This window comes from Streptococcus sp. SO2 (genome assembly GCF_030440025.1).
In genome coordinates this window covers 25,161-46,195 of sequence record NZ_JAQFJH010000008.1, presented here as the reverse complement: position 1 = coordinate 46,195, position 21,035 = coordinate 25,161, and the positions used below count along the sequence as shown (strand labels likewise).

The window sequence follows — 21,035 nt, the reverse complement described above, 5'->3', positions numbered from 1 at the left end:
CAATCCTTACAGACTTTCATCGGTTTGATTTTCGTATTCTCTGATAAGTTTGGCACGTTTTTCACTTGCATCAATGTTCAGTACAAGCGCGATGGCTACGGATAATACCAGTAGACTGTTCCCACCTTGTGAAAGGAAGGGGAAGGTTACCCCTGTAGAAGGAATCAACCCTGAAATCCCACCGATATTGACAAAGACCTGAACAAGGATCATTCCTCCGACACCAATAGCAACCATGGAGTTAAAGGGATTCTTTGCTCGAATACCAACCAAGATGATTCGCAAAATCAAGAAGAAGAGTAAAGCCAAAATCATACTAGCTCCTACGAATCCAAACTCCTCAATAACAATCGAAAAGACGAAATCCGTATGGGCTTCTGGCAGATAACCACGCTTCTCGATAGAATTTCCCAGTCCCAGTCCGAACCAGCCACCATTTACCATTGCATAGTAGGAATTTGCGAGCTGGTGTCCTGCACCCGCCAAGTCATTAAAGGGATTAAAGAAGGCACTAAAACGTTTAGCAACGTAACCAAATACAGGAATTTGAGAGAACTTCTCCACCCCAACAAAGCGAATGACAGACAAGACTAACATTGAACTCCCTGCCAAGAGAGCTAGAATGGTCGAGAACCAACGATAGGCGATCCCACTAACGGTATACATGATGAGCGCCACCAAGACCAAGATGGTCGCATTTCCCAAGTCTGGGAAAATTCCCAAGCTACCAATCAGAACCAGCAAAACAAAACGCCAGTCATTAAAAGCTCGAGGTAGCCACTGATTCTGTGTCAAAACCTGGAAGTCATAAACCCCAATTTCATCTTGTTGTTTTGAAAATCGATGTGCCAGGTACCAGATGATGATAATCTTAAGGTACTCCGCAGGCTGAATCGTTACAGGTCCTACAGAAATCCATCCGTATGCTCCATTGACAGGTGTCCCGACCAGTCGCGCCAGAGCTAAAAGAACCATCTCCACAATCATTACGATAAAGATGAGACGCCCATTTCTTAGGAAACCTAATTTTAATTTATAGATTAAGGCAATCAGAATCAAACTAGCTATCCAGAAGATCCCCTGGTTACGCACCAATTGAAAGGCACTTTTTCCTTCTTCGATCAAGGTTGCACTCGTTGTCGAGTACACCACAATCAGTCCCAAAATCGATAAAAGGAAGTAAGGAATCAAAATGGAATAGTTTAGTAGGTGCCTTTTACTAATTTTCATATTTCACCACTCTAATAGGAACAGACGCTTCTGTTCCCAATTCCGTTTTATTTTCTAGTTTTGATTGCTATTATACCACTTTTTCAGAAAGAAAAAAACTCTTATCCTTTAATCCTTCGAATTTTACTCATTTTCTAGTATCAGGTATAAAAAAACAAATCTCAAAAGAGATTTGTTTTTTGCTTTCTTAGTTAGATGAAGAGCTGCTGCTTGAGCTTGAGTCACCACCACCGATGTATTGGGTGAAGATGTTTTGGAATGATTGGTCTTTAACCTTGATGTTTGCTGCTTGCAATTCTTTACCAATTACTCCTTGAACAAAGGCTGAATCATTTTGTTTTTGAGTCAAGATGATGGTCTTCAATTTTTCTTTGTAATCCTCGATATTAGAAGATTTTTCTGTTTTCTTCGTTACTTTGATGATGTAGAACTGACTGCTATAGGCTTGTGTTCCAGTAGCTGTAATCACATCAGAAACCCCATTCACATCCAAGGCAAAGGCTGCTTTCTTAACTTGTTCTGGAAGTTCTGTAGAAGCAGAGTCAAAAGTAATTTCTCCACCATTTTCTTTTGTTTTGTCGTCGTTAGAATTGTCTTTTGCCAACTGAGCAAAATCGGCACCTTCTGCTTTAGCTTTCTCAAGTACTTCTTTTGCCTTGTCTTCATTATCCAAACGGATGATTTGAGCTGTTACATCTGGTGTATAAGACTCAAAAGCTTTTTGGTAGGCTTCGTCTGTCAACTCACTCTCAGCAGCCTTCTTAACTGCCAATTCAACCAATTTGCTAGTGCGGATTTGAGCTTTACGAGTCTCAGGTGTCATACCTGCACGTTGAAGCACGCTGTTGTAGCTATCGCCGTATTTCTTTTGTTCTTCAGCAACGGCGTCATCCACATCTTTATCCGTTACTTCTGATCCATATTGTTGTTCAAATACTTTTTGGATGGTCATATTGAGCAAGACTTGTTGCGCAGTTGGATTGTTCTTTACTTCTTCAAAGAATTGATGCTCTGTAATCACATCGCCCTTCATGCTGATCAAATCTTTTCCTTCAGAACTGTTTGAACAAGCTGCAAGTGTTGCTACTGATAAAAGTGTGATGGCTCCTGCCATAAGTTTTTTCTTCATTTTTACTCCTTTTACGGTAAGTGTTACCTTATCTATTTTACTATAATTTCTTAAATTTTTCTGAAAATCATTCGCTCTCAGGAAGCTCTACTTCTGCTAGATTCTTTCGTAGCATGAGAATGCCGTCTCCAAGTGGAACTAGAGTTGCTGTTAGCCCTGGATTGTCCAAAGTTGCGTCGAAAAGTCTTTGCAAACCTCGGTAAATGGTTCGTTGACCACGGCGGACTTCCATGATGTCCTTGGCAACATCTCCTCCTTGGAAAATATCATCCAAGACCACTACTCCACCAACTTCCAAGTGATTGAGGATTTCAGGCAGAAAGACGATATACTTTGACTTGGCCGAATCCATAAAGACAAAGTCATAAGTTTCTGTCAGTGTTGATAAAACATCGACTGCATCTCCCTCTAAAAGAGTGATTTGCTGACGACTGTCAAACTGAGCAAAGTTTTCCTTGGCAAAGCCTATCATCTCAGGATTACGGTCAATGGTTGTAATCTTAGCATCTGGCGCATATTCCGCCATCAGGAGGGCAGAAAAGCCAATTGCCGTTCCAATCTCCAAAATATTCTTAGGTTGCATGGTTTCCATTAGAAAACGGAAATACGCGACCGTTTCATGCGGAATAATGGGAATGTTTTCCTTGCGAGCGAAGGTCTCCAATTCTTTCAAAGAACCTGTCACCTGTTTTTGACGCTGGCGCATGAGTTCTACGATTTCTTCCTTGACGACGGGACGTCGCATATTGTGATTGGCATTTTTACTATAAGACTCTACCATCTTAAGCTAGTCCCAATTTTTCAACAAGAGCTTCAAACTCGTTTAAGCGACGTTCAAAGACTGCAAAGGCATCGTTAAGATAGTCTTCCTTCTCCATATCAACACCAGCTTTTCTCATGACATTGAGCGGATAGTCAGACTTACCAGCCTTGAGGTAGTCGATATAGCGGTCACGATCTTCTTGACTACCATGGACAATCTTTTCAGCTAAGGCTGAAGCAGCTGCAAAACCAGTTGAATACTGATAAACATAGTAGTTATAGTAGAAATGTGGAATGCGTGCCCACTCGTATTGGATCTGAGGATTGTCTTCCTTGCTAAGTCCGTAGTACTCTTGGTTCAAGTCAGCGTAGAGTTTATTGAGGAAATCACTTGTCAAGACTTCTCCATTTTGATCTGCTTGGTGGATGGCATGTTCAAACTCAGCGAATTGAGTTTGACGGAAGACTGTTCCACGGAAACCGTCTAGGAAGTTATTGAGAATAGCAAAGCGCGTTGCGTCGTCTTCCACTTCTTCCAACAATTTCTCTGTCAAGATATTTTCGTTAGTCGTTGAGGCAATCTCAGCCAAGAAGATAGAGTAATCTCCGTAAACATAAGGTTGGGTTTCACGAGTATAGCTTGAGTGCATACTGTGACCTGTTTCATGGACAAGGGTAAAGAGATTGTCTAGATTGTCCTGCCAGTTTAAAAGCATAAAGGCATTGGTATCGTATGAACCACCAGAGTAGGCACCAGAACGCTTGCCTTGATTTTCATAGACATCAATCCAACGCTCACTGAAGGCCCGTTTAACACGGCTCAAGTAGTCGTCACCCAAGACCGCCAAGGCCTCTTCTGCCTTTTTCAAGGCTTCTTCGTAGGTAAAGCTATAATCTACTGAAGATAGCGGTGTGTAGACATCATACATCTTGAGATCTGAAATCCCCAAGATTTTAGAACGAAGTTTAAGGTAACGATGTAAGAGTGGCAAATGCTTGCGCACTGCTGCTACTAGATTGTCATAGACACTTTCTGGAACAAAGTTTGCTGCGAGGGCTGCATGGCGAGCACTCTTATAGTTGCGAACTTTTGCTCGGTAGTTTTGCACCTTAACATTTGTCTGCAAGGTCTTGGCATAAGTGTGTTGGAATTGCTCATATGTCGCATAAAGGGCTTCATAGGCACCACGACGCACTTCACGGTTTTTAGACTCCATCAAACGGATGTAAGTACCGTGTGAGAGTTGCACTTCATTGCCTTCGTCATCAAGGACATATGGGAAGCTAATATCCGCGTTGTCCAAAATAGCGAAAGTTTCACTAGCAGCGCCAAAGATTTCTCCTGCTCCAGCAAGCAATTCTTCCTCACGTTGCGAAAGAACATGGTCTTTCTTTTGCAAGAGCTTGTCAAAAAAGTGCTTGTAAACTTGGAGTTTTGGTTGAGCTTCTAGGAAGGCCGCATACTGCTCTTCGCTAATCTCCATAAACTCAGGTTCATAGAATGAAAAGGCTTGTTCTAACTGACTGTATAGGGTCATTGCCTTAGCATAGTACTCTTGATACTTGGCTTCACGCGTATCTTGGTCATTTTTCATATGTGCATAGACATAAAGCTTTTCAACTTGGCGTTCCAAGTCGAGTGAGAATTCTGTGATCTCAAGCAAACTGTCTTCGCTGTCTAAGAGATGTCCCTCATACTGAGGTGCTGTTTGTACTTTTTCAGTTAAATCTTTCAAGGCTTCTTCCCAAGCATGGTCTGTTGGGTAGATTGTCGAAAGATCCCATGTATCTTTTTCATTTATTTCATGTCGTTGTAATACCATAAGATTCCTCCATCCTTTCTATTTTACCACATTTTTTGAGAAATATAAGTGATAAAAGGCTGGTGGATAGAGCTTTTGGCGATTATTTTTCGGATTTTTTTGATAGTAAGCCTGAAAATTTCTATAATAGCTAGTCAAATCCGTTTCAATCTGCAAAAAATCACCTGATTCTATCGGTCTGACCTGGGGATACCAGTCGTCTAGTTGACGGTTTAATAGATTGTCTCCTTGATGATAAGCTTCCTCCTGCTTCTTCATCCAGTAAGGTGTTTGGTAGTACAACTGTTGGCGAATGTAATGACAGATAGTGGAATCTTGCACAACTGCAAAACGAGACAGTTTTTGTTTTTGATAAGGAAATCGTAGAATTTCCAAGAGATTTCCTTTTCCATAGGGAAATTCCTTGATCTGAAAATGAAGCTTGCCACGTAGGTCCTGATGCAGAAGATATTTGAGTCTCAAAACTTGCTTTTTGAAATCTAGTTCCCAAACAAAGAAACCCATATTTTGACTAAAATAGAGAAATCCCCTTTGCAATTGTGTTAATCGCTCCTTTAACCAGAGTTTTTCTCCCAGTAGCCAGATAACCTGATAGCCCTGTCTGCGGTATCCTTGACTTCTATCGCCTAGAAGCTTTTGAGACAAGGGACTGCACTGAACCTCCAGAGCTAGTTTCCCATTGACAAGAACATCCGCAATCTGCTGGATCTCAGGCAGACTATATTCTAAGGCAACCTGACAGTCTTTCTTGGCCCAGTGATAAAGGGCCTCTTTGTTGCCCAAGTGTTCTGGACTTTCATTTTCAAAAATAGCCATACAATCTCTTAACCTTTCATGGGCAAAATGCGTCCGAATACTCTGTCCTTGGCGTAATCGTAGTCCACCACCACAGCTTGGACAAGTATAAGCTTGCTTGGTCACATATTTTTCGAGGGCATTCACCAAATTCCCCTTGGCATCTCTGGCTACAAACATGGTCTACCTCCTTTTCTCATTTATTCGAAAAAGAAATAAAAAAGACTGGAATCCCAGCCTTTCATGATATTATTTCTTATCTTTTTTGTCTCTTAGAATATTTTTTTAGCATGGGAATGAGATTGGGAATCTGCTCACTTCTAATGATCAGCACGCCGTATTCCTGGCAGCGATTGGCATAAGCTGGATTGATTTTCCCCGTACAGACAATTAGCTTGAGGCAACTCTCCCCAGCAAAATGATTGGCGTAGACTTCTAGTTCATTGATGGCTTCAACTGATAAATCTGTCATCTTGCAAGAGATAAAGGTAATCGAGCGTCCCTTTCTCAGAATAACATCAATTTCATTTTGAACATTGTCTGCCTCTGGAAAGATGCCATTCCAATCAATCTCACCACCTATCATGCACTCATCAAACAGCTGAGATTCAAGCGCCAAGAGATAGAGATATACCTCTAAAATATGTCCCTTGTTGCGGCAAAAAACTTGAGCTTCTTGACTTGGAAAGCTGTAGGCTACTCGTTTCTTGTCCTCGCTTTCAATACAAAGCATCCCTGCTTCCACAAGTAAAGGAATAAGGGATTTTGGATAGAGGTAATACTTGCCGTTGTTTTCCAGTTTCTTTTCGGTTTCAGCATGCAGGTCATTAGTCTTAGCTAGAGAAAAAAATTGGGTCACCTGATACCAGTGGGCAGGGTTGGCAATGGCAGAGCTGGCTAGTTTTTTGATGGCTGCAATTTGCTTAACTGAGTGGATAGGGCGTTTTGATTTGAGCATTTTTCCACCACGTAAAGCTATCAGCTGTTGGATGCTTAGGGTTGGAATGTCCATGTCTTCTTTTTCTAACTGACCGGCTACCCACTTGTATTGTTTTCCTCGCTCGACATCCATGGCAACGATGGGGAGGTGGCGATTCAAGCCGTATTGATAGAGGGATATGGCTAGTAGCGAATCCCCACCAAAAACATCAAGAAGAACCTGGCCATAGCTTGCTAGACAATAATCTAACTGATCCGCTAGTTGTTCTAAGGTTAGCTGACGAAAGGTCACTCGTTGAATATGAGGCACCTCTTCCATGATGAACTGACGGAGAGAGAGTTTCTCTTCATTGCTTATTTTTGTCAAAGATAGAAAAAGAATCTCATCACAATCACTGATAAAGGCTTGGTAGACATTCTTTTCCAATACATGCCGATCATATAGCTCCACCAAAAGACTCGTCATTTGATCACCTCCATCATAAAGACTTTCTTGCGCTGAGAGTATCAGCAATACAGTTCTACTACTCAGATTTCCTACTTCTAGTATAGCATAAAATCCTGCTCTCCCCAATCAACCAACGCAAACAAAAACGAATAGAAACTTTGCAAAGTGATTTCTATTCGCTGGTATAGGTTTTTACTTGACTTTTTTAGCTAGCATAGTCGCAAAGCGTAGTTGAATGCGATTGCCATTTTCATCACGACGGTGCAGATGTCCTGGATTTTCATTATATTTGACCAATTCCCAATCCTTGTAGTAGTCCGCCAACTCCCCTTCTTTAAAGGTGAATGGGAAGTTAACCGAGCAAGGATAATCCTCTGTATCCATGACACAGACGATAAGATTATAGCCACCGACCGTGGTGTGCTCCTGCATATTTTGGATAATAGTTGGAATACGGTCCGCTTGTAGGAACATCAGAACAACTGTTGAAACGATGAAATCATAGTCTTGGCTAATGCTGGCTGAATTGATATCATAAAGTCCGACAGGCATGTCTAGATCCTCTTGCTCTACGATGCTTTGCAAGATTTCAAGGGATAATTCATTTTGATCCACAGCTGTCACATCAAAACCATTCTGTGCAAGAAAGAGAGAGTTACGGCCTTGACCACAACCCAAATCCAAGGCTCTTCCTGGTTTCACCGTCTGCATAGCCTCTAGGACCTCTGAATGGACTGGATTGGTCTGGTATTTCTTAGGGAAATAATCCTCAGGTTTACAATAAAATTCCAAGTACCATTCTACATCGTCTGTTGCAGCCTCTACTCGGTGCCAGGCTTGCGGTTGCGCCATGGGATTGTCTGCTCCCGCCTCAAAGAGATGCTCAGCTAGAACCTCACCATCTTCTGTCAACTCAATAAACTTGAGTGCCCCCTTCAAGACAGTAATTTTTCCCCAAGTGCCGACTTTGGTATTGTGCTTTTGCTGAACTGCTTCAGGCATGGTCTGTTTATTCCACAAGGGCATCCGTTTATAGGCAATTAGTTTTTCCATTTTACTTCCTCTTCTTAACGCTGGTTGACAGCTTTCATCACACGCGCAATATCGCGATTCTGCTCACGACGTTTGATTGACTCCCGTTTATCATAGTCATGTTTCCCTTTAGCAAGTCCTAAAAGGAGTTTAGCATAACCATCTTTGATATAGACTTTAAGGGGAATCAGCGTCATTCCTGTTCCTTTAGTCTCTTGTTCTAATTTTTGGATTTGTTTCTTATGGAGCAGGAGTTTACGACGACGTTCTGGTTCTTGGTTCCAGATATTTCCCTCTTCGTAAGGGGCAATATGAACATTGCTCAGCCAGACTTCCCCATTTTTTACTTGGGCAAAGCCGTCCTTGAGATTGATTCGAGCAGCTCGTACACTCTTGATTTCAGTTCCAGTCAGGACCATCCCTGCCTCTAGCGTATCTACGATTGTATAGTCGTGGCGCGCCTTTTTATTTTGTGCGACGACCTTTCCCTCGCCCTTTGCCATGCTTGGCTCCTTTCTTAGCTACTTCCTTGTAAAAAGGTTTCTTACCTTTTTTCTTCTTGTCTTTTTGTGAATGCTTGCGCTTATCATTTGAGCGTCCTGATTTTCTCTTGTCTTCCTTCTTATCTGAACGACGACTTGAGCCACGACCTCTATCTTTGCGCCCAGCTTGTTTCAAACCTTTTTCGATGACATCAAACTCACTTGGGATATAAGAGAAGTCAATTTCACCTGTCATCTTATCGGCTCTTTCAACTCGAATGCGAATCTGCTGACCTACACGGAAAGTTATGCCGGATTTCTCCCCACGGAGAGTCAAATCCCGTTCGTTGAAATGATAAAATTCAGGTAGATTGGTAATGTGAATCAAGCCTTCAACTGTATTTGGCAATTCGACAAAAAGACCGAACTTGACAATGCTGAATACAACTGCATCGTACTCTTCTCCCACGTATTCTTCCATGTACTCAGCTTTTTTCATAGCTTCGACTTCACGCTCCGCCTCAATGGCACGACGTTCACGATTGGAAGACTGGGTTGCAATCTCTGGAATCACTTGTTCAAAATGCTCTGCTATTTCCTTAGAACGGCCGTAATCCCGAATCATTCGATGGACTAGAAGGTCTGGATAACGGCGAATAGGACTGGTGAAGTGAGTGTAATAGTTAGCGGCTAGTCCATAGTGACCGTGATTGTGCTCAGAATAGCGAGCCTGTTGCATAGAACGGAGAAGCATCATGGACAATACATCCGCATAGGGTTCTCCCTCAACAGCACGCATGATGTCTTGAAGCGCTTCCTGGCTAATTTCACTGGCAGTTCCATAAATTCGCAAACCAAAGCTCGAAGCGTAATCAATAAACTTCTGAACTTTTTCAGCCTTGGGCTCCTCGTGAATTCGATAGATGAAAGGTAGATCCAACTTGCTAAAGTGCTCGGCAACCGTTTCATTAGCAATCAACATGAAGGACTCGATCATCCGCTCAGCAACACCACGCTGACGAAGAACGATATCAACAGGCTTACCTTTTTTATCCACCAGAATCTTAGCTTCACTGGTATCAAAATTAAGGGCACCACGTTTCTCACGCATGCTTTCTAGCCTTTCATGAAGCTTGGCCATTAACTCGATACTAGGAACAATTTTCTGATACTCTTGTCTTTTTTCCTCGTCGCCAGCTAAGATATCATTGACAGCGCTATAGGTCATACGGAAACTCGTCTTGATAACAGTTTGGGTAATCGTGTAATTAACCACACGACCGTGTTTATCAATTTCCATAATGGCAGACTGGGTCAAGCGATCGACTTGAGGATTGAGGGAGCAGATACCATTTGACAAACGCTCTGGAAGCATTGGTACCACTCGGTCTGTTACATAGACAGAAGTCGCGCGGTTAAGGGCTTCCTTATCAAGTGCAGAACCCTCTGTCACATAGTAGGAAACATCCGCGATGTGAACACCGAGTTCGATATTGCCATTTTTCAAAGGCTTAATGTGAACTGCGTCGTCCAAGTCCTTGGCATCCGCGCCGTCAATGGTAAAGGTAAGCTCATCTCTTAAATCAAGACGACCTTCCATATCCTTTTGAGACGGAGCATCTGGTACACTTTCTGCCTCCTTGAGAACAGCTTCTGGAAATTCTGAAACAATATCCATGGATTCCAAGACTTCAAGAACGTCAATCCCAGCATCAGTCGAGTGCCCCACCACATCAAGGACACTAGCAACAAAGAAATCATGTTTCTTACTTGGGTATTTGTCGATAAAGACCTTGAGAACTTCAGTACCTTCCAACTTGATAGCCGGTTTCTTCACATAGATGGGTTGGCTGATTTTCTGATTTTTTGAACGGATGTAGCCCGCATACTTGGGCTTTTCCTGATCCAGAACGATTTGGCCTACAACTGTCGTCAGACTGTGTTCTAAGATATCAATAATTTTAGCTTCGGCAGCTGTTCCCTTGTTGCGGTCAGCAACTTTCTTGATGACCACTTCAACGGTATCACCATCAATGGCATAGTTGACATCGTTTTTTCCTACAAAAAGGTCGTCCTCTTCGCCTTCCAGACTGACAAAACCAAAGCCATTTTTATGGGCATGAAAAACCCCTTTTAGAGTGATTTCATGTTTCTTCTTCTGGTCCAAGGTAAGGCTTCCATCTTCTCCAAATCGAATCTGGTGCTTTCTTTCCATCAGAGACAGGGTTTTAATCAACTCACGGAAATCCTTGGATCCATCCTTTCCGAGAGCCTGAGCTAGGTCATTTACCGTCACTCGCCCCTTCTCTTGCAAATATTCTTTAATTTTATCTTTCATGTTTTCTTTCTAGATTTTTAAAATTTTTTTGAGTGATAACTTTGTAAGTGTCGTTAAAAATAAAAATAGGCTAAGACCTAGTCTCGCCCATTTCTTATCTACTTGATAATACCGTCAATGCTAAGGCAATGGCTAGCCAGAAAAAGACTAAAATACCTGTCAAACGTTGCATCACAGCTTCAAAACCACGAGCTTTACTACGTTCAAACAAATCACCTGAGCTGGCATCAAATACATTGCTGGATTGGTTCTTGGTTGGTTGCATGAAAATCGCAATCACAATCACAACAGATAATACTAATAAAATGGTTAATAATAGGTTATACATATCAAACTCCTTAAAATCCCTATTATTTTACCATAAATTCTACTTAGATTCAAGATGTAAAGTTACTTTTCTTTCCTTTGGACAATATTTTAGAACTTCAATCTTGTCTGGATGGGTTTTTGAGTTCTTACTAGTTAGATAATTCATGCTACCACAAGAGGAGCATTTGAGATTAATTTTTACTCGCACGAGATTTCCTTTACTTTTAATAATGATCTAAATTGAACTAAGTTACATAAACAACTGAAAGCTACACAGGCTGCTGTCGCATAAAAGACAGCATGGTAGCCCAAATATCCTGCAACTGCGGATCCCGCCATAGGTCCAATCACTCCACCGAGATAAAAAAAGACTTGGTTGAAGGCGAAAATCCTTGAAATACCTGATTTCGGAGTCATTTTGCTGAGAAGGGCATTGACTCCCGGTATGAGAGCTCCCGTTCCCAGACCAAAGAGAAAACGATACAAGCCAAGTTGAAGGGGGCTGGTTGCATGGGCACAAAGTAGGTAAATGATGACGGAATAAATCTGCGCCGCAACCAACAATCTATGATTCCCTACCTTATCGCCAAGTTTTCCTAGAATTCCAGCACTCATCATACTAGAAAATCCCATGCTGGATACGATCAATCCTGATACAAAGAGGAGATTCTCAGTCTGCCCTAAGTCCCGCACATAGAGAGCTAGAATGGGGCCAATTGATTGAGCTGAAAATTGAATGACGAAGCTCGTCAAAAATAGGTTTACTAAGAGTCTAGGATACTTGAAAGAAGAAAATACTTCTTTCGTTGGGATAGCCTTCTCCTTAGCCACTGGCTGAAAATCTTCCTTGATAAAGAAAATGGTTAGGATTGCAGCTAAAAATAAGAAAGAACCTACCAATAAAAAGACATTACGAATACCAAAAATTTCAGCAATAAAGCCTCCAACAAAGGGACCCGTCAGTGTTCCTGCAACAACACCTGTAGATAGAGTCCCCAGAGCCGCTCCAGACTTATCTTTCGGTACCTGACTAGCAATCAAGGCTGTCGCATTGGGGACAAAACCAGTAAATACACCATTGAGCAAGCGCAGAAAGAGTAGCCAATAGATATTTGGCACGAAGGCCAAACCTCCCATGGTAATGGTCATAGCAAGACCTGCTCGAATCATCATGGGTTTTCGGCCGTACTTGTCAGCAAGAATACCCCAGATGGGAGAAACTAGAGCTGCTGAAACAGCCGAAACTGAGATGGCTAATCCAGCATAGAAAGCAACTTGGTCTCCTTCAATTCCCAACTGCTCCACAAAGATAGGCATGAAAGGAACGACCAAGGAAATGCTGGCGCCCGTTAGAAAACTACCGAACCAGGCGACACGAAGATTCTCTTTCCAACTAATCTCTTGCACAGCTATCGCCTCCTTCAAGTAACTTCACTACTTGAGCCACAAGCTGATCACGACTGCCATTATTGTCTAATATATGGCTCGCCAATTTTTTCTTTTCTTCTAAAGACCATTGAGCGGCCAAACGGGACTCTGCTACTTCCTTAGAAAGATGATCCCGTTTCATGAAACGTTCCACCTGAACATCACGGTCCACATAGACCAGCCACGTTTCATCAAACCAAGCACTGTAGTCCTGTTCAAAAAGCAGGGGAATATCCATGAAAAAAACCGTTTCTGTCTGAGCTAACTGGTCTCTCAGTGCAGCCAATTCCTCACGAATAATTTCCCCTTGGGTTTGCTTAGACCATTCCCGCTCCTCAGGATTTGAGAAGATGAGACTAGCTAGGAGAGGGCGATTGAGTTCTCCATTTTCTAAGATAATTTCCTGCCCAAAGTGTTGAACCAAGAGCTGATAAAGACGACCACCAGGTTTTTGTAGCTGGTGGACGACTGCGTCAGCATCGACCACTTGGAAGCCTTTTTCTCTTAGGAAATTTGTTACAGTTGACTTACCAGAGGCAATTCCTCCTGTGATTCCGATGATTTTTCCCATCAGTCCCTCCTTTGACACTGAGGACAAAAATGAGTTCCTCGTCCACCGAGCTGGAATTTCTCAATGATGGTGCCGCAGCGTGAACATGCCTGACCAGTCTTATCATAGACCTGATGAAAATCCTGCATGGTTCCGTCTTCCCCAAAGGCATTGGTATAGGTTCTAATGGTGGAACCGCCCTTTTCGACTGCCTGTCCCAAAACAGCAATGGTCTGGTCATGAATAGCTGACGCTTCTTCTGCCGTCAAAGTTTGGGAAGGTCTTGCTGGATGAATCTGAGCTCGCCAGAGGACCTCATCCACATAGATATTGCCAAGGCCAGCTACCAAGGTCTGGTCTAAAAGGTGGGATTTGATAGGCTTTTTGGACTTAGCTAGGGCAGCTTGAAAGACCTGTAAATCAAAGTCTTCTTCGCTTGGTTCAGGCCCTAGTTTTTTAGATACAAAGTAGGCATCCAAAAGGTCGGGTGCCAATAGTTCCATAGTACCAAACTTGCGTACATCCTCATAAACAAGCGTCCCACCATCCTCAAACTGGAAGAAAACATGGGCATGCTTGCGTTCAGGAACCTGGTCCGGATAGTAAAAATATTTGCCCTCCATGCGCAAATGGGAAATCAAGACCTTGTCTGTCAAGTAAAAAAGCAAGTATTTGCCACGACGTCCCATTGACTCAACAATCTGACCAGGTACTTCCTTTTGAAACTCGTCCAAATCCGTCTTAATCATCTTGGAATAAGCAATCTCTATATTAGAAATCTTCTTTCCCAAGATCAATTTTTCTAAGCCACGACGAACCGTTTCAACCTCAGGTAATTCAGGCATAGTTCCTCCTTCTGTAAAAACAAGAAGCAGGCATGAGCCCACCTCTACTTAGTATTCTTTTTCATTATAGCCAAAGTCAGCCAAATCTAGCTTTTTATCACGCCAGTTTTTCTTGACCTTGACCCAAGTTTCTAGGAAAACCTTATCCCCTAGCATGAGTTCGATATCACGACGGGCCATGGTCCCAATTTTCTTAAGCATGGCGCCACCTTTACCGATGATGATACCTTTTTGACTATCACGCTCCACCATGATGGTTGCACGGATATGAACCTTGTCTGTCTCTTCATCACGCTTCATGGAGTCAACTACCACTGCAACTGAGTGAGGAATCTCTTCTCGAGTTAGGTGCAAGACTTTCTCACGAATCATTTCTGAAACCAAGAAACGCTCAGGATGGTCTGTGATTTGATCAGATGGGAAATACTGGAAACCTTCCTCTAGATTTTCACTCAAAATATCGATTAGTCGAGAAACGTTATTTCCCTGAAGGGCTGAGATAGGAACAATTTCCTTGAAGTCCATCTGGTTACGGAAGTCATCAATCTGAGCTAAAAGCTGGTCTGGGTGGACCTTGTCAATCTTATTCACCACCAGAATCACAGGAACCTTGGCAGCTTTCAGACGCTCGATAATCATATCGTCTCCCTTACCACGTGGCTCATCAGCTGGCACCATGAAGAGAACAGTATCCACTTCACGCAGAGTACTGTAGGCAGATTCAACCATGAAATCCCCAAGAGCTGTTTTGGGCTTGTGAATTCCTGGTGTGTCGATAAAGACGATTTGCTCCTTATCTGTGGTGTAAATCCCCATGATTTTATTGCGCGTTGTCTGCGCCTTGTCACTCATAATGGCAATCTTTTGCCCCATGACGTGATTTAAAAAGGTTGACTTCCCAACATTGGGACGCCCTAAAATGGCTACAAAGCCTGATTTAAATGTCATAATTTCCTCTTATAGTTTAAAATAGTATATCCCAAATGCGTGGGATAAAGATAAGTGCACCTGTTAAGGCTGCGAAAAGAGAGACCACTAATACCGCGCCAGCCGCCATATCCTTGGCATTTTTAGCCAGCATGGAAAAGTGATAGTGACTGGCCAAATCCACCACATTTTCAATAGCAGAGTTGATAATTTCAAAGGCTACTACCAAGAAAATGCTCAATAGGAGAAAGAGCCATTCGATTCGTGACACCTGAAAAACAAACCCTGCAAGGATGACCACGAGAGCCGTCACTGCATGCTTTCGCATATTGCGTTCTTCCTTGATAGCAGTAAAAATTCCTGTAATGGCAAATTCTAGACTGGATATCAGGTCACGATTTTTCCATTTTCGTTTATTGTCTTGTGAGTCCATAGGCTGTCAAAATTTCTTCTTGTAAACCGAACATCTCCGCTTCTTCTTCCGGAGTGTAGTGATCATAGCCGTTGATATGTAAAAAGCCGTGTACTGCCAAGAAGCCCATCTCACGCTCAAAGCTGTGGCCATATTCCTCGGCCTGCTCATGAGCCTTATCGATAGAGATGAACAATTCCCCAATGTAGGCATCAAACTCAGACATCATCTCCGCCAATTCAGGATTTTCAAGCAAATCCTCTTCGTCAAAGGCAATATCCAACTCTGGCTTATACTCAAGGCTGATGACATCCGTAGGACGATCTGTATCACGGTACTCGAGGTTGAGTTCATGGCTACGCTCATTAGTCACAAAGGTCACTGCCATCTCCTTGTCTTCTTTTCCTATTTTTTGGGCTGCAAATTCCAAAATTTCTTGGGTTTGTCGCAGAATTTCTTGTGAAACTTGACCAGTTTCATCTACCATTTCAATATACATGTACTTCTCGATTCTCTTTACTTGGCTTTATTATACCATATTTCCATGATTTTATTCTACCTTTTTGATATAATACTATAGAATACAATCACAAGGAGAGAACGATGTCATTTGACGGATTTTTTTTACACCACATGATTGAGGAATTGCGAAGAGAGTTAGTCAATGGTCGCATCCAGAAAATCAATCAACCTTTTGAACAAGAGTTGGTCTTGCAAATCCGCAGCAATCGCCAAAGCCATCGCCTGCTCCTTTCTGCTCATCCCGTTTTTGGTCGTGTCCAGTTGACCCAAACGACTTTTGAAAATCCAGCTCAACCTTCTACCTTTATCATGGTTTTGAGAAAGTATTTGCAGGGTGCTCTGATTGAGTCAATTGAGCAAATCGAAAACGACCGTATCGTGGAAATTACAGTTTCCAATAAAAACGAGATTGGGGACCATATCCAGGCTACCCTGATTATCGAAATCATGGGCAAACACAGCAATATTCTCCTAGTCGATAAAAGCAGCCATAAAATCCTCGAAGTCATCAAACACGTTGGCTTTTCACAAAACAGCTACCGCACCTTGCTACCAGGATCGACCTATATCGCTCCACCAAGTACGGATTCGCTCAATCCTTTTACTGTTAAGGATGAAAAGCTCTTTGAAATCCTGCAGACCCAAGAACTGAAGGCAAAAAATCTTCAAAGTCTCTTTCAAGGTCTGGGACGTGATACGGCAAATGAATTGGAAAACATTCTTGTCAGTGATAAACTGTCTACTTTCCGAAACTTCTTCGGGCAAGAAACCAAGCCTTTCCTAACGGAGACTTCCTTCAGTCCAATTCCCTTCGAAAATAGTGTAGGAGAGCCTTTTTCCAGTCTTTCTGACTTGCTGGACACCTACTATAAGGACAAGGCTGAACGGGACCGTGTCAAACAGCAAGCCAGTGAACTGATTCGTCGCGTTGAAAATGAACTTCAGAAAAATCGACATAAGCTTAAAAAACAAGAAAAAGAGTTACTAGCGACAGACAATGCTGAGGAATTTCGCCAAAAAGGGGAATTGTTGACAACCTTCCTCCACCAAGTGCCTAATGACCAAGATCAGGTTACCTTGGAAAACTACTACACCAATCAGCCTATCACCATTGCGCTTGATAAGGCCTTGACTCCCAGTCAGAATGCCCAACGCTACTTTAAACGTTACCAGAAACTCAAAGAAGCTGTCAAATACCTGACTGAACTGATTGAAGAAACCAAGGCAACCATTCTCTATCTAGAAAGTGTTGAGACTGTTCTCAACCAAGCTGGGCTGGAGGAAATCGCTGAAATCCGTGAAGAATTGATCCAAACAGGCTTTATTAGAAGACGCCAACGTGAAAAAATCCAGAAACGCAAAAAACCAGAACAGTATCTAGCGAGCGATGGCAAAACCATCATTTATGTCGGTCGTAACAACTTGCAAAATGAAGAGCTAACCTTTAAAATGGCTCGCAAGGAGGAACTTTGGTTCCATGCCAAGGACATCCCTGGAAGCCATGTCGTCATCTCAGGAAATCTCAATCCTTCTGACGAAGTTAAGACGGACGCTGCGGAGCTAGCTGCCTACTTCTCCAAAGGGCGCTTGTCAAATCTAGTTCAGGTAGATATGATTGAAGTGAAAAAACTCAATAAACCAACTGGTGGCAAACCTGGCTTTGTAACCTACACAGGACAAAAGACCCTCCGCGTTACACCAGACCCCGAAAAAATCGCATCTATGAAAAAATCCTGATTCCAAGTGAAATCAGGATTTTCGTTTACATTTTACTCTGCAATCAAGGTTTCCAAACCAACCTTCATCATATCGGTGAAGGTATTTTGGCGTTCTTCTGCCGTAGTGTCTTCATCTGGATTGACCAAGCTATCAGAAATAGTCATGATAGCAAGTGCATCAACGTGGTGTTGGGCAGCAAGATAGTAAAGAGCTGCTGCTTCCATTTCCACAGCCTTGACTCCCCATTTACCAAGTTCGATGTTCTTTTCAAAGTAGTTTGAGTAAAAGACATCAGATGACAAGACGTTCCCAACGTGGGTTGTCATACCGAGTTCTTTAGCGATATGGTAGGCCTTGTCTAACAAATCAAAACTAGCGATTTGTGGAAAATCATACTGTGGCCAGTCGTTGCGGATGATGTTTGAGTTGGTTGCAGCTGCTTGCGCCAAAACCAATTCACGGACGTGGACATCTTCATTCAAAGAACCAGCAGTTCCCACTCGGATTAATTTTTTCACACCGTAGTCCACAATCAACTCACGCGCGTAAATCGAAATGGATGGCATCCCCATCCCAGTTCCCATGACAGATACACGGTGGCCCTTGTAAGTACCAGTGTAACCAAACATGTTACGCACTTCGTTAAAACAAACAGCATCTTCAAGGAAATTCTCCGCAATAAATTTCGCACGAAGAGGATCCCCAGGAAGAAGAATTTTATCAGCAATTTCACCCTGCTGAGCAGCAATATGGATAGACATAGTTAAGATATAAAGGGCGACAGAGAACAAAGTAAAAATAGGAAACTGACGAAGCACCGCAGATGCTAGACAGTTTATCTTTTTTACACAGTTCTCCGCCCGTATTCAGTTCAGCAAATACGGTTTACCCATCCTTTCTTTATTTTATGATGATTAGAGAGCGAGAAGAAAACGACTGAAAATTAGGAATCTGACGAGAAATCCTGATTTCTCAGTCAGATTATCTATTTTCCAAGTTTTCCGCTCGTGTTCAAATTAGAACACTTCGCTCTACCTTTCTTTATTCTAAATGTGATAGTCAAAAAGATACCAAACCCGTCAAAAAGCGAAGGGAAAATAGGAGTTGGGTGCAGTGAGCGATGCTCGCTAGACCAACTATCTTTTTCCCACTGCTTTTAAGGTGGGTTCAATTCCTTTCTTTCTTGATTTTAAATTTAAATATTTTGCAGAACAGTTAGCCCGAGTTTGACTATAACTCAGATACTCTGGATTTCTGTAGTTCCTAGTTTACCAATGAATCTAAAAATGCATACAGTTTTGCATTCATTTCGGAGTAATGATTTTCACGTAATTCTTCTGGTGTTTGAACGAAAGTGAACTTTTCACTTTGCTCTCTTAATTGCTCCTCACCATCCGCAGTAATTAAGAGTTCTACTGCTTCGGGATCAAATTCCAAATGAGCCTGAAAGGCATAATGTTTCGGACTGAAGCGAATAATTTGGCGTGGACAACCTTGACTGGTCGCAAGAACAACAGCATCCTCTGTCAGCCCTGGCATATCACCGTGCCAGTGGCCGGTTTCTAAGTTTTTTCCGAACAAGCTGACGTGAGGATCTGTTAGACCTTGCATCGTCAATGTCACAGGATAAACTCCGATCTCGCGTTCTGGACTATGTTCATACTTCGCACCATAGGCAACAGATAGGAGTTGCGCACCAAGACAGACACCAACAATATAAATATCTGCAGCAATCGCTTCTTTCATAAAAGCAAGCTCAGCCTTTGGATCATAGTATGGGAAGTTTTCTCTATCCTCATCAGGTGATTGAGGACCACCCATGACAATCAGAAAATCAATCCCGTCAATTGTTTCAGGAAGAGGTTCTTTTTCATAAACCTTTGTTGATGTAATGTGATGACCTCGTTCCAGAGCCCATTTTAGATAAGCACCTGGAACTTCAAAGGTCTCATGTAAAATAAAGTGAACTCTCATGACATTACAATTCAGCAAGAATCGCTTTAAGCAAGCCTTTGAAGTCACCTTTGACACGCTCTGTTACTTCTACAACTTCTTCGTGGTTGAGTTCTTCTTGGAAACCAGCAGCATGGTTCGTAATACATGAAATTCCTAAAACTTTCAAGCCTGAGTGGGCTGCCACAATCACTTCAGGAACAGTGGACATACCAACTGCATCTGCTCCCAATGTCTTATAGGCACGAATTTCTGCAGGTGTTTCATAAGTCGGACCGGTTACACCGATATAGACACCTTCATCAAGCTTGATACCGAGTTTTTTAGCCACTTCATGGGCAGTTGCACGGTATTCTGGTGTGTAGGCTTTTGACATATCAGGGAAACGTGGACCAAAATCATCCAAGTTTTCACCCATCAATGGGTTCTGCCCCGTCATATTGATATGGTCTGAGATAGCCATCAAGGTACCAGGACCATAGCCAATACCGCCAGCTGCATTGGTTACAATGACACCTTCACATCCGAGAACTTTCATCACACGTACTGGGAAAGTCACGACCTCAAGAGGATTTCCTTCGTAGAAATGGAAGCGACCTTGAAGAGCCAAGACTTTTCGACCTGCAAGGTCACCATATACCAATTTACCAGCGTGACCGACTACTGTCGAGCGGCCCCAGTTTGGAATATCTGCATAGTCTACTACAACAGGATTTTCGATTTCCTCTGCCAATTCTCCAAGTCCTGATCCAAGGATTAAACCGAATTCAGGCGCTAGGATACCCTTTTCTTTCAGGAAAGCAGCTGTTTCCTTGATCTTATCTAAAAATGTCATTGTGTCTCTCCTTTATTATTTTTTAGCATTTGACCGATTTTGTCAAAGGTTTTGGCATTGCGAATGGTGATGTTGCGATAAAAAGGCATCTTGAGCAAGTACTTATGATAGGCAGTTGCATAGTAGGATTCTTCAGAAAGTTTCCCCCAGAAAATCCCAAGTTTTCCAAAATGAACGACTTCATCTTCCAGTTCCAAACTGTTCACTTTCTCGATCACTTGAGCCACATCCAAGCCCTCCGTGTAGAAGAGCACATCTTTTCGAGCCAGGTCTTTGGTCCACCATTCAGGCAGATTTTCAAGTTCCTCTTCAAAGTCCTCAAGACTCAGCAAGGAAAAGCTCTGAATAAATGGATAATGGATTTCAAAGAAAGCCTCTAACTTTTCAACCAATCGGGCTTTGGGGTCTGTCGAAGTAAAGAAAATATTGCCACTGTTGATGTAGGTCTCAACCTTTTCCAGTCCCAACTCTGTCAGTTCTTCACGAAGTTGCGCCATGACAACTTTATTTTTCCCACCTACATTAATGCCCCGAACAAGTAAAGCATATCGCGTCAT

22 protein-coding genes are annotated in these 21,035 nt (G+C 42.5%); 1 reads left to right on the top strand and 21 read right to left on the bottom strand.

The window, feature by feature from the left end; all coding sequences use genetic code 11:
- Positions 1-6: 6 nt before the first annotated feature.
- The 17 genes from PCY17_RS07885 to ybeY form a co-directional block, all read right to left on the bottom strand.
- Positions 7-1,230 (bottom strand): FtsW/RodA/SpoVE family cell cycle protein, encoded by a 1,224-nt coding sequence (locus PCY17_RS07885; protein WP_301392548.1) that lies wholly within the window; start codon positions 1,228-1,230, stop codon positions 7-9.
- A gap of 187 nt (positions 1,231-1,417) precedes the next feature.
- Positions 1,418-2,359, bottom strand: a complete 942-nt coding sequence (gene prsA, locus PCY17_RS07880; RefSeq protein ID WP_000728082.1) for a peptidylprolyl isomerase PrsA — start codon at positions 2,357-2,359, stop codon at positions 1,418-1,420.
- 67 nt (positions 2,360-2,426) lie between these two features.
- Positions 2,427-3,140 carry an O-methyltransferase gene (locus tag PCY17_RS07875; RefSeq protein ID WP_301392547.1) on the bottom strand — a complete coding sequence of 238 codons (714 nt, stop codon included), beginning with the start codon at positions 3,138-3,140 and terminating at the stop codon, positions 2,427-2,429.
- 1 nt (position 3,141) lies between these two features.
- Positions 3,142-4,944, bottom strand: coding sequence for an oligoendopeptidase F (gene pepF, locus PCY17_RS07870; RefSeq protein ID WP_301392546.1), 1,803 nt, complete (start codon positions 4,942-4,944; stop codon positions 3,142-3,144).
- An 18-nt stretch (positions 4,945-4,962) separates the two neighbouring features.
- Positions 4,963-5,919, bottom strand: coding sequence for a competence protein CoiA (locus tag PCY17_RS07865; protein ID WP_301392544.1), 957 nt, complete (start codon positions 5,917-5,919; stop codon positions 4,963-4,965).
- A 76-nt stretch (positions 5,920-5,995) separates the two neighbouring features.
- Positions 5,996-7,144 carry a hypothetical protein gene (locus PCY17_RS07860; RefSeq protein WP_301392543.1) on the bottom strand — a complete coding sequence of 383 codons (1,149 nt, stop codon included), beginning with the start codon at positions 7,142-7,144 and terminating at the stop codon, positions 5,996-5,998.
- A gap of 174 nt (positions 7,145-7,318) precedes the next feature.
- Positions 7,319-8,179, bottom strand: a complete 861-nt coding sequence (tehB, locus tag PCY17_RS07855; RefSeq protein WP_301392542.1) for an SAM-dependent methyltransferase TehB — start codon at positions 8,177-8,179, stop codon at positions 7,319-7,321.
- 14 nt (positions 8,180-8,193) lie between these two features.
- A complete protein-coding gene (smpB, locus tag PCY17_RS07850) occupies positions 8,194-8,661 on the bottom strand; it encodes an SsrA-binding protein SmpB (protein WP_001051748.1) in 468 nt (155 codons plus the stop codon).
- Positions 8,624-10,978, bottom strand: a complete 2,355-nt coding sequence (gene rnr / locus PCY17_RS07845) for a ribonuclease R (protein WP_301392541.1) — start codon at positions 10,976-10,978, stop codon at positions 8,624-8,626. The genes smpB and rnr overlap by 38 nt, the downstream gene beginning before the upstream one ends.
- Positions 10,979-11,072: 94 nt before the next feature.
- The gene (gene secG, locus PCY17_RS07840) at positions 11,073-11,306 is read right to left on the bottom strand and encodes a preprotein translocase subunit SecG (RefSeq protein ID WP_000282517.1); all 234 of its coding nucleotides are present in this window, start codon (positions 11,304-11,306) and stop codon (positions 11,073-11,075) included.
- A gap of 39 nt (positions 11,307-11,345) precedes the next feature.
- The gene (gene rpmG, locus PCY17_RS07835; protein ID WP_007519517.1) at positions 11,346-11,495 is read right to left on the bottom strand and encodes a 50S ribosomal protein L33; all 150 of its coding nucleotides are present in this window, start codon (positions 11,493-11,495) and stop codon (positions 11,346-11,348) included.
- On the bottom strand, positions 11,486-12,694 hold the full coding sequence (locus tag PCY17_RS07830) for a multidrug efflux MFS transporter (protein ID WP_084944473.1): 1,209 nt from the start codon (positions 12,692-12,694) through the stop codon (positions 11,486-11,488). Before PCY17_RS07830 ends, rpmG begins: the two co-directional genes overlap by 10 nt.
- On the bottom strand, positions 12,681-13,286 hold the full coding sequence (gene coaE, locus PCY17_RS07825) for a dephospho-CoA kinase (RefSeq protein ID WP_084944472.1): 606 nt from the start codon (positions 13,284-13,286) through the stop codon (positions 12,681-12,683). The genes PCY17_RS07830 and coaE overlap by 14 nt, the downstream gene beginning before the upstream one ends.
- On the bottom strand, positions 13,286-14,110 hold the full coding sequence (gene mutM, locus PCY17_RS07820) for a DNA-formamidopyrimidine glycosylase (RefSeq protein WP_084944471.1): 825 nt from the start codon (positions 14,108-14,110) through the stop codon (positions 13,286-13,288). Before mutM ends, coaE begins: the two co-directional genes overlap by 1 nt.
- Before the next feature lie 48 nt (positions 14,111-14,158).
- Positions 14,159-15,058, bottom strand: a complete 900-nt coding sequence (gene era, locus PCY17_RS07815; RefSeq protein WP_000143275.1) for a GTPase Era — start codon at positions 15,056-15,058, stop codon at positions 14,159-14,161.
- A gap of 16 nt (positions 15,059-15,074) precedes the next feature.
- Positions 15,075-15,470 carry a diacylglycerol kinase family protein gene (locus PCY17_RS07810; protein ID WP_049520789.1) on the bottom strand — a complete coding sequence of 132 codons (396 nt, stop codon included), beginning with the start codon at positions 15,468-15,470 and terminating at the stop codon, positions 15,075-15,077.
- Entirely contained in the window at positions 15,451-15,948 is a 498-nt protein-coding gene (ybeY, locus tag PCY17_RS07805) for an rRNA maturation RNase YbeY (RefSeq protein ID WP_061416684.1), read from the bottom strand. The genes PCY17_RS07810 and ybeY overlap by 20 nt, the downstream gene beginning before the upstream one ends.
- Positions 15,949-16,052: 104 nt before the next feature.
- Here ybeY and pavA point away from each other — a divergent pair, with 104 nt between their 5' ends.
- Entirely contained in the window at positions 16,053-17,708 is a 1,656-nt protein-coding gene (gene pavA, locus PCY17_RS07800) for an Rqc2 family fibronectin-binding protein PavA (protein WP_084880629.1), read from the top strand.
- Positions 17,709-17,740: 32 nt separating this feature from the next.
- On the opposite strand, the gene deoD is transcribed toward pavA, so the two are convergent.
- The 4 genes from deoD to PCY17_RS07780 all read right to left on the bottom strand — a co-directional run bounded on the left by deoD (position 17,741) and on the right by PCY17_RS07780 (position 21,035).
- Complete coding sequence (deoD, locus tag PCY17_RS07795) at positions 17,741-18,451, bottom strand: purine-nucleoside phosphorylase (protein WP_000022091.1); 711 nt, start codon at positions 18,449-18,451, stop codon at positions 17,741-17,743.
- 502 nt (positions 18,452-18,953) lie between these two features.
- Positions 18,954-19,664, bottom strand: coding sequence for a type 1 glutamine amidotransferase (locus tag PCY17_RS07790; RefSeq protein WP_084944470.1), 711 nt, complete (start codon positions 19,662-19,664; stop codon positions 18,954-18,956).
- Between the two features lie 4 nt (positions 19,665-19,668).
- A complete protein-coding gene (locus PCY17_RS07785; RefSeq protein ID WP_000143358.1) occupies positions 19,669-20,478 on the bottom strand; it encodes a purine-nucleoside phosphorylase in 810 nt (269 codons plus the stop codon).
- Positions 20,475-21,035: a DUF1697 domain-containing protein gene (locus PCY17_RS07780; protein ID WP_000199118.1), complete on the bottom strand. Its 561-nt coding sequence runs from the start codon at positions 21,033-21,035 to the stop codon at positions 20,475-20,477. The genes PCY17_RS07785 and PCY17_RS07780 overlap by 4 nt, the downstream gene beginning before the upstream one ends.

Coding starts and splice junctions, on each gene's coding strand:
- PCY17_RS07885 (WP_301392548.1), bottom strand. CDS start 1,230: ATGAAAATTAGTAAAAGGCACCTACTAAACTATTCCATTTTGATTCCT.
- prsA (WP_000728082.1), bottom strand. CDS start 2,359: ATGAAGAAAAAACTTATGGCAGGAGCCATCACACTTTTATCAGTAGCA.
- PCY17_RS07875 (WP_301392547.1), bottom strand. CDS start 3,140: ATGGTAGAGTCTTATAGTAAAAATGCCAATCACAATATGCGACGTCCC.
- pepF (WP_301392546.1), bottom strand. CDS start 4,944: ATGGTATTACAACGACATGAAATAAATGAAAAAGATACATGGGATCTT.
- PCY17_RS07865 (WP_301392544.1), bottom strand. CDS start 5,919: ATGTTTGTAGCCAGAGATGCCAAGGGGAATTTGGTGAATGCCCTCGAA.
- PCY17_RS07860 (WP_301392543.1), bottom strand. CDS start 7,144: ATGACGAGTCTTTTGGTGGAGCTATATGATCGGCATGTATTGGAAAAG.
- tehB (WP_301392542.1), bottom strand. CDS start 8,179: ATGGAAAAACTAATTGCCTATAAACGGATGCCCTTGTGGAATAAACAG.
- smpB (WP_001051748.1), bottom strand. CDS start 8,661: ATGGCAAAGGGCGAGGGAAAGGTCGTCGCACAAAATAAAAAGGCGCGC.
- rnr (WP_301392541.1), bottom strand. CDS start 10,978: ATGAAAGATAAAATTAAAGAATATTTGCAAGAGAAGGGGCGAGTGACG.
- secG (WP_000282517.1), bottom strand. CDS start 11,306: ATGTATAACCTATTATTAACCATTTTATTAGTATTATCTGTTGTGATT.
- coaE (WP_084944472.1), bottom strand. CDS start 13,286: ATGGGAAAAATCATCGGAATCACAGGAGGAATTGCCTCTGGTAAGTCA.
- mutM (WP_084944471.1), bottom strand. CDS start 14,110: ATGCCTGAATTACCTGAGGTTGAAACGGTTCGTCGTGGCTTAGAAAAA.
- era (WP_000143275.1), bottom strand. CDS start 15,058: ATGACATTTAAATCAGGCTTTGTAGCCATTTTAGGGCGTCCCAATGTT.
- PCY17_RS07810 (WP_049520789.1), bottom strand. CDS start 15,470: ATGGACTCACAAGACAATAAACGAAAATGGAAAAATCGTGACCTGATA.
- ybeY (WP_061416684.1), bottom strand. CDS start 15,948: ATGTATATTGAAATGGTAGATGAAACTGGTCAAGTTTCACAAGAAATT.
- pavA (WP_084880629.1), top strand. CDS start 16,053: ATGTCATTTGACGGATTTTTTTTACACCACATGATTGAGGAATTGCGA.
- deoD (WP_000022091.1), bottom strand. CDS start 18,451: ATGTCTATCCATATTGCTGCTCAGCAGGGTGAAATTGCTGATAAAATT.
- PCY17_RS07790 (WP_084944470.1), bottom strand. CDS start 19,664: ATGAGAGTTCACTTTATTTTACATGAGACCTTTGAAGTTCCAGGTGCT.
- PCY17_RS07785 (WP_000143358.1), bottom strand. CDS start 20,478: ATGACATTTTTAGATAAGATCAAGGAAACAGCTGCTTTCCTGAAAGAA.
- PCY17_RS07780 (WP_000199118.1), bottom strand. CDS start 21,035: ATGACGCGATATGCTTTACTTGTTCGGGGCATTAATGTAGGTGGGAAA.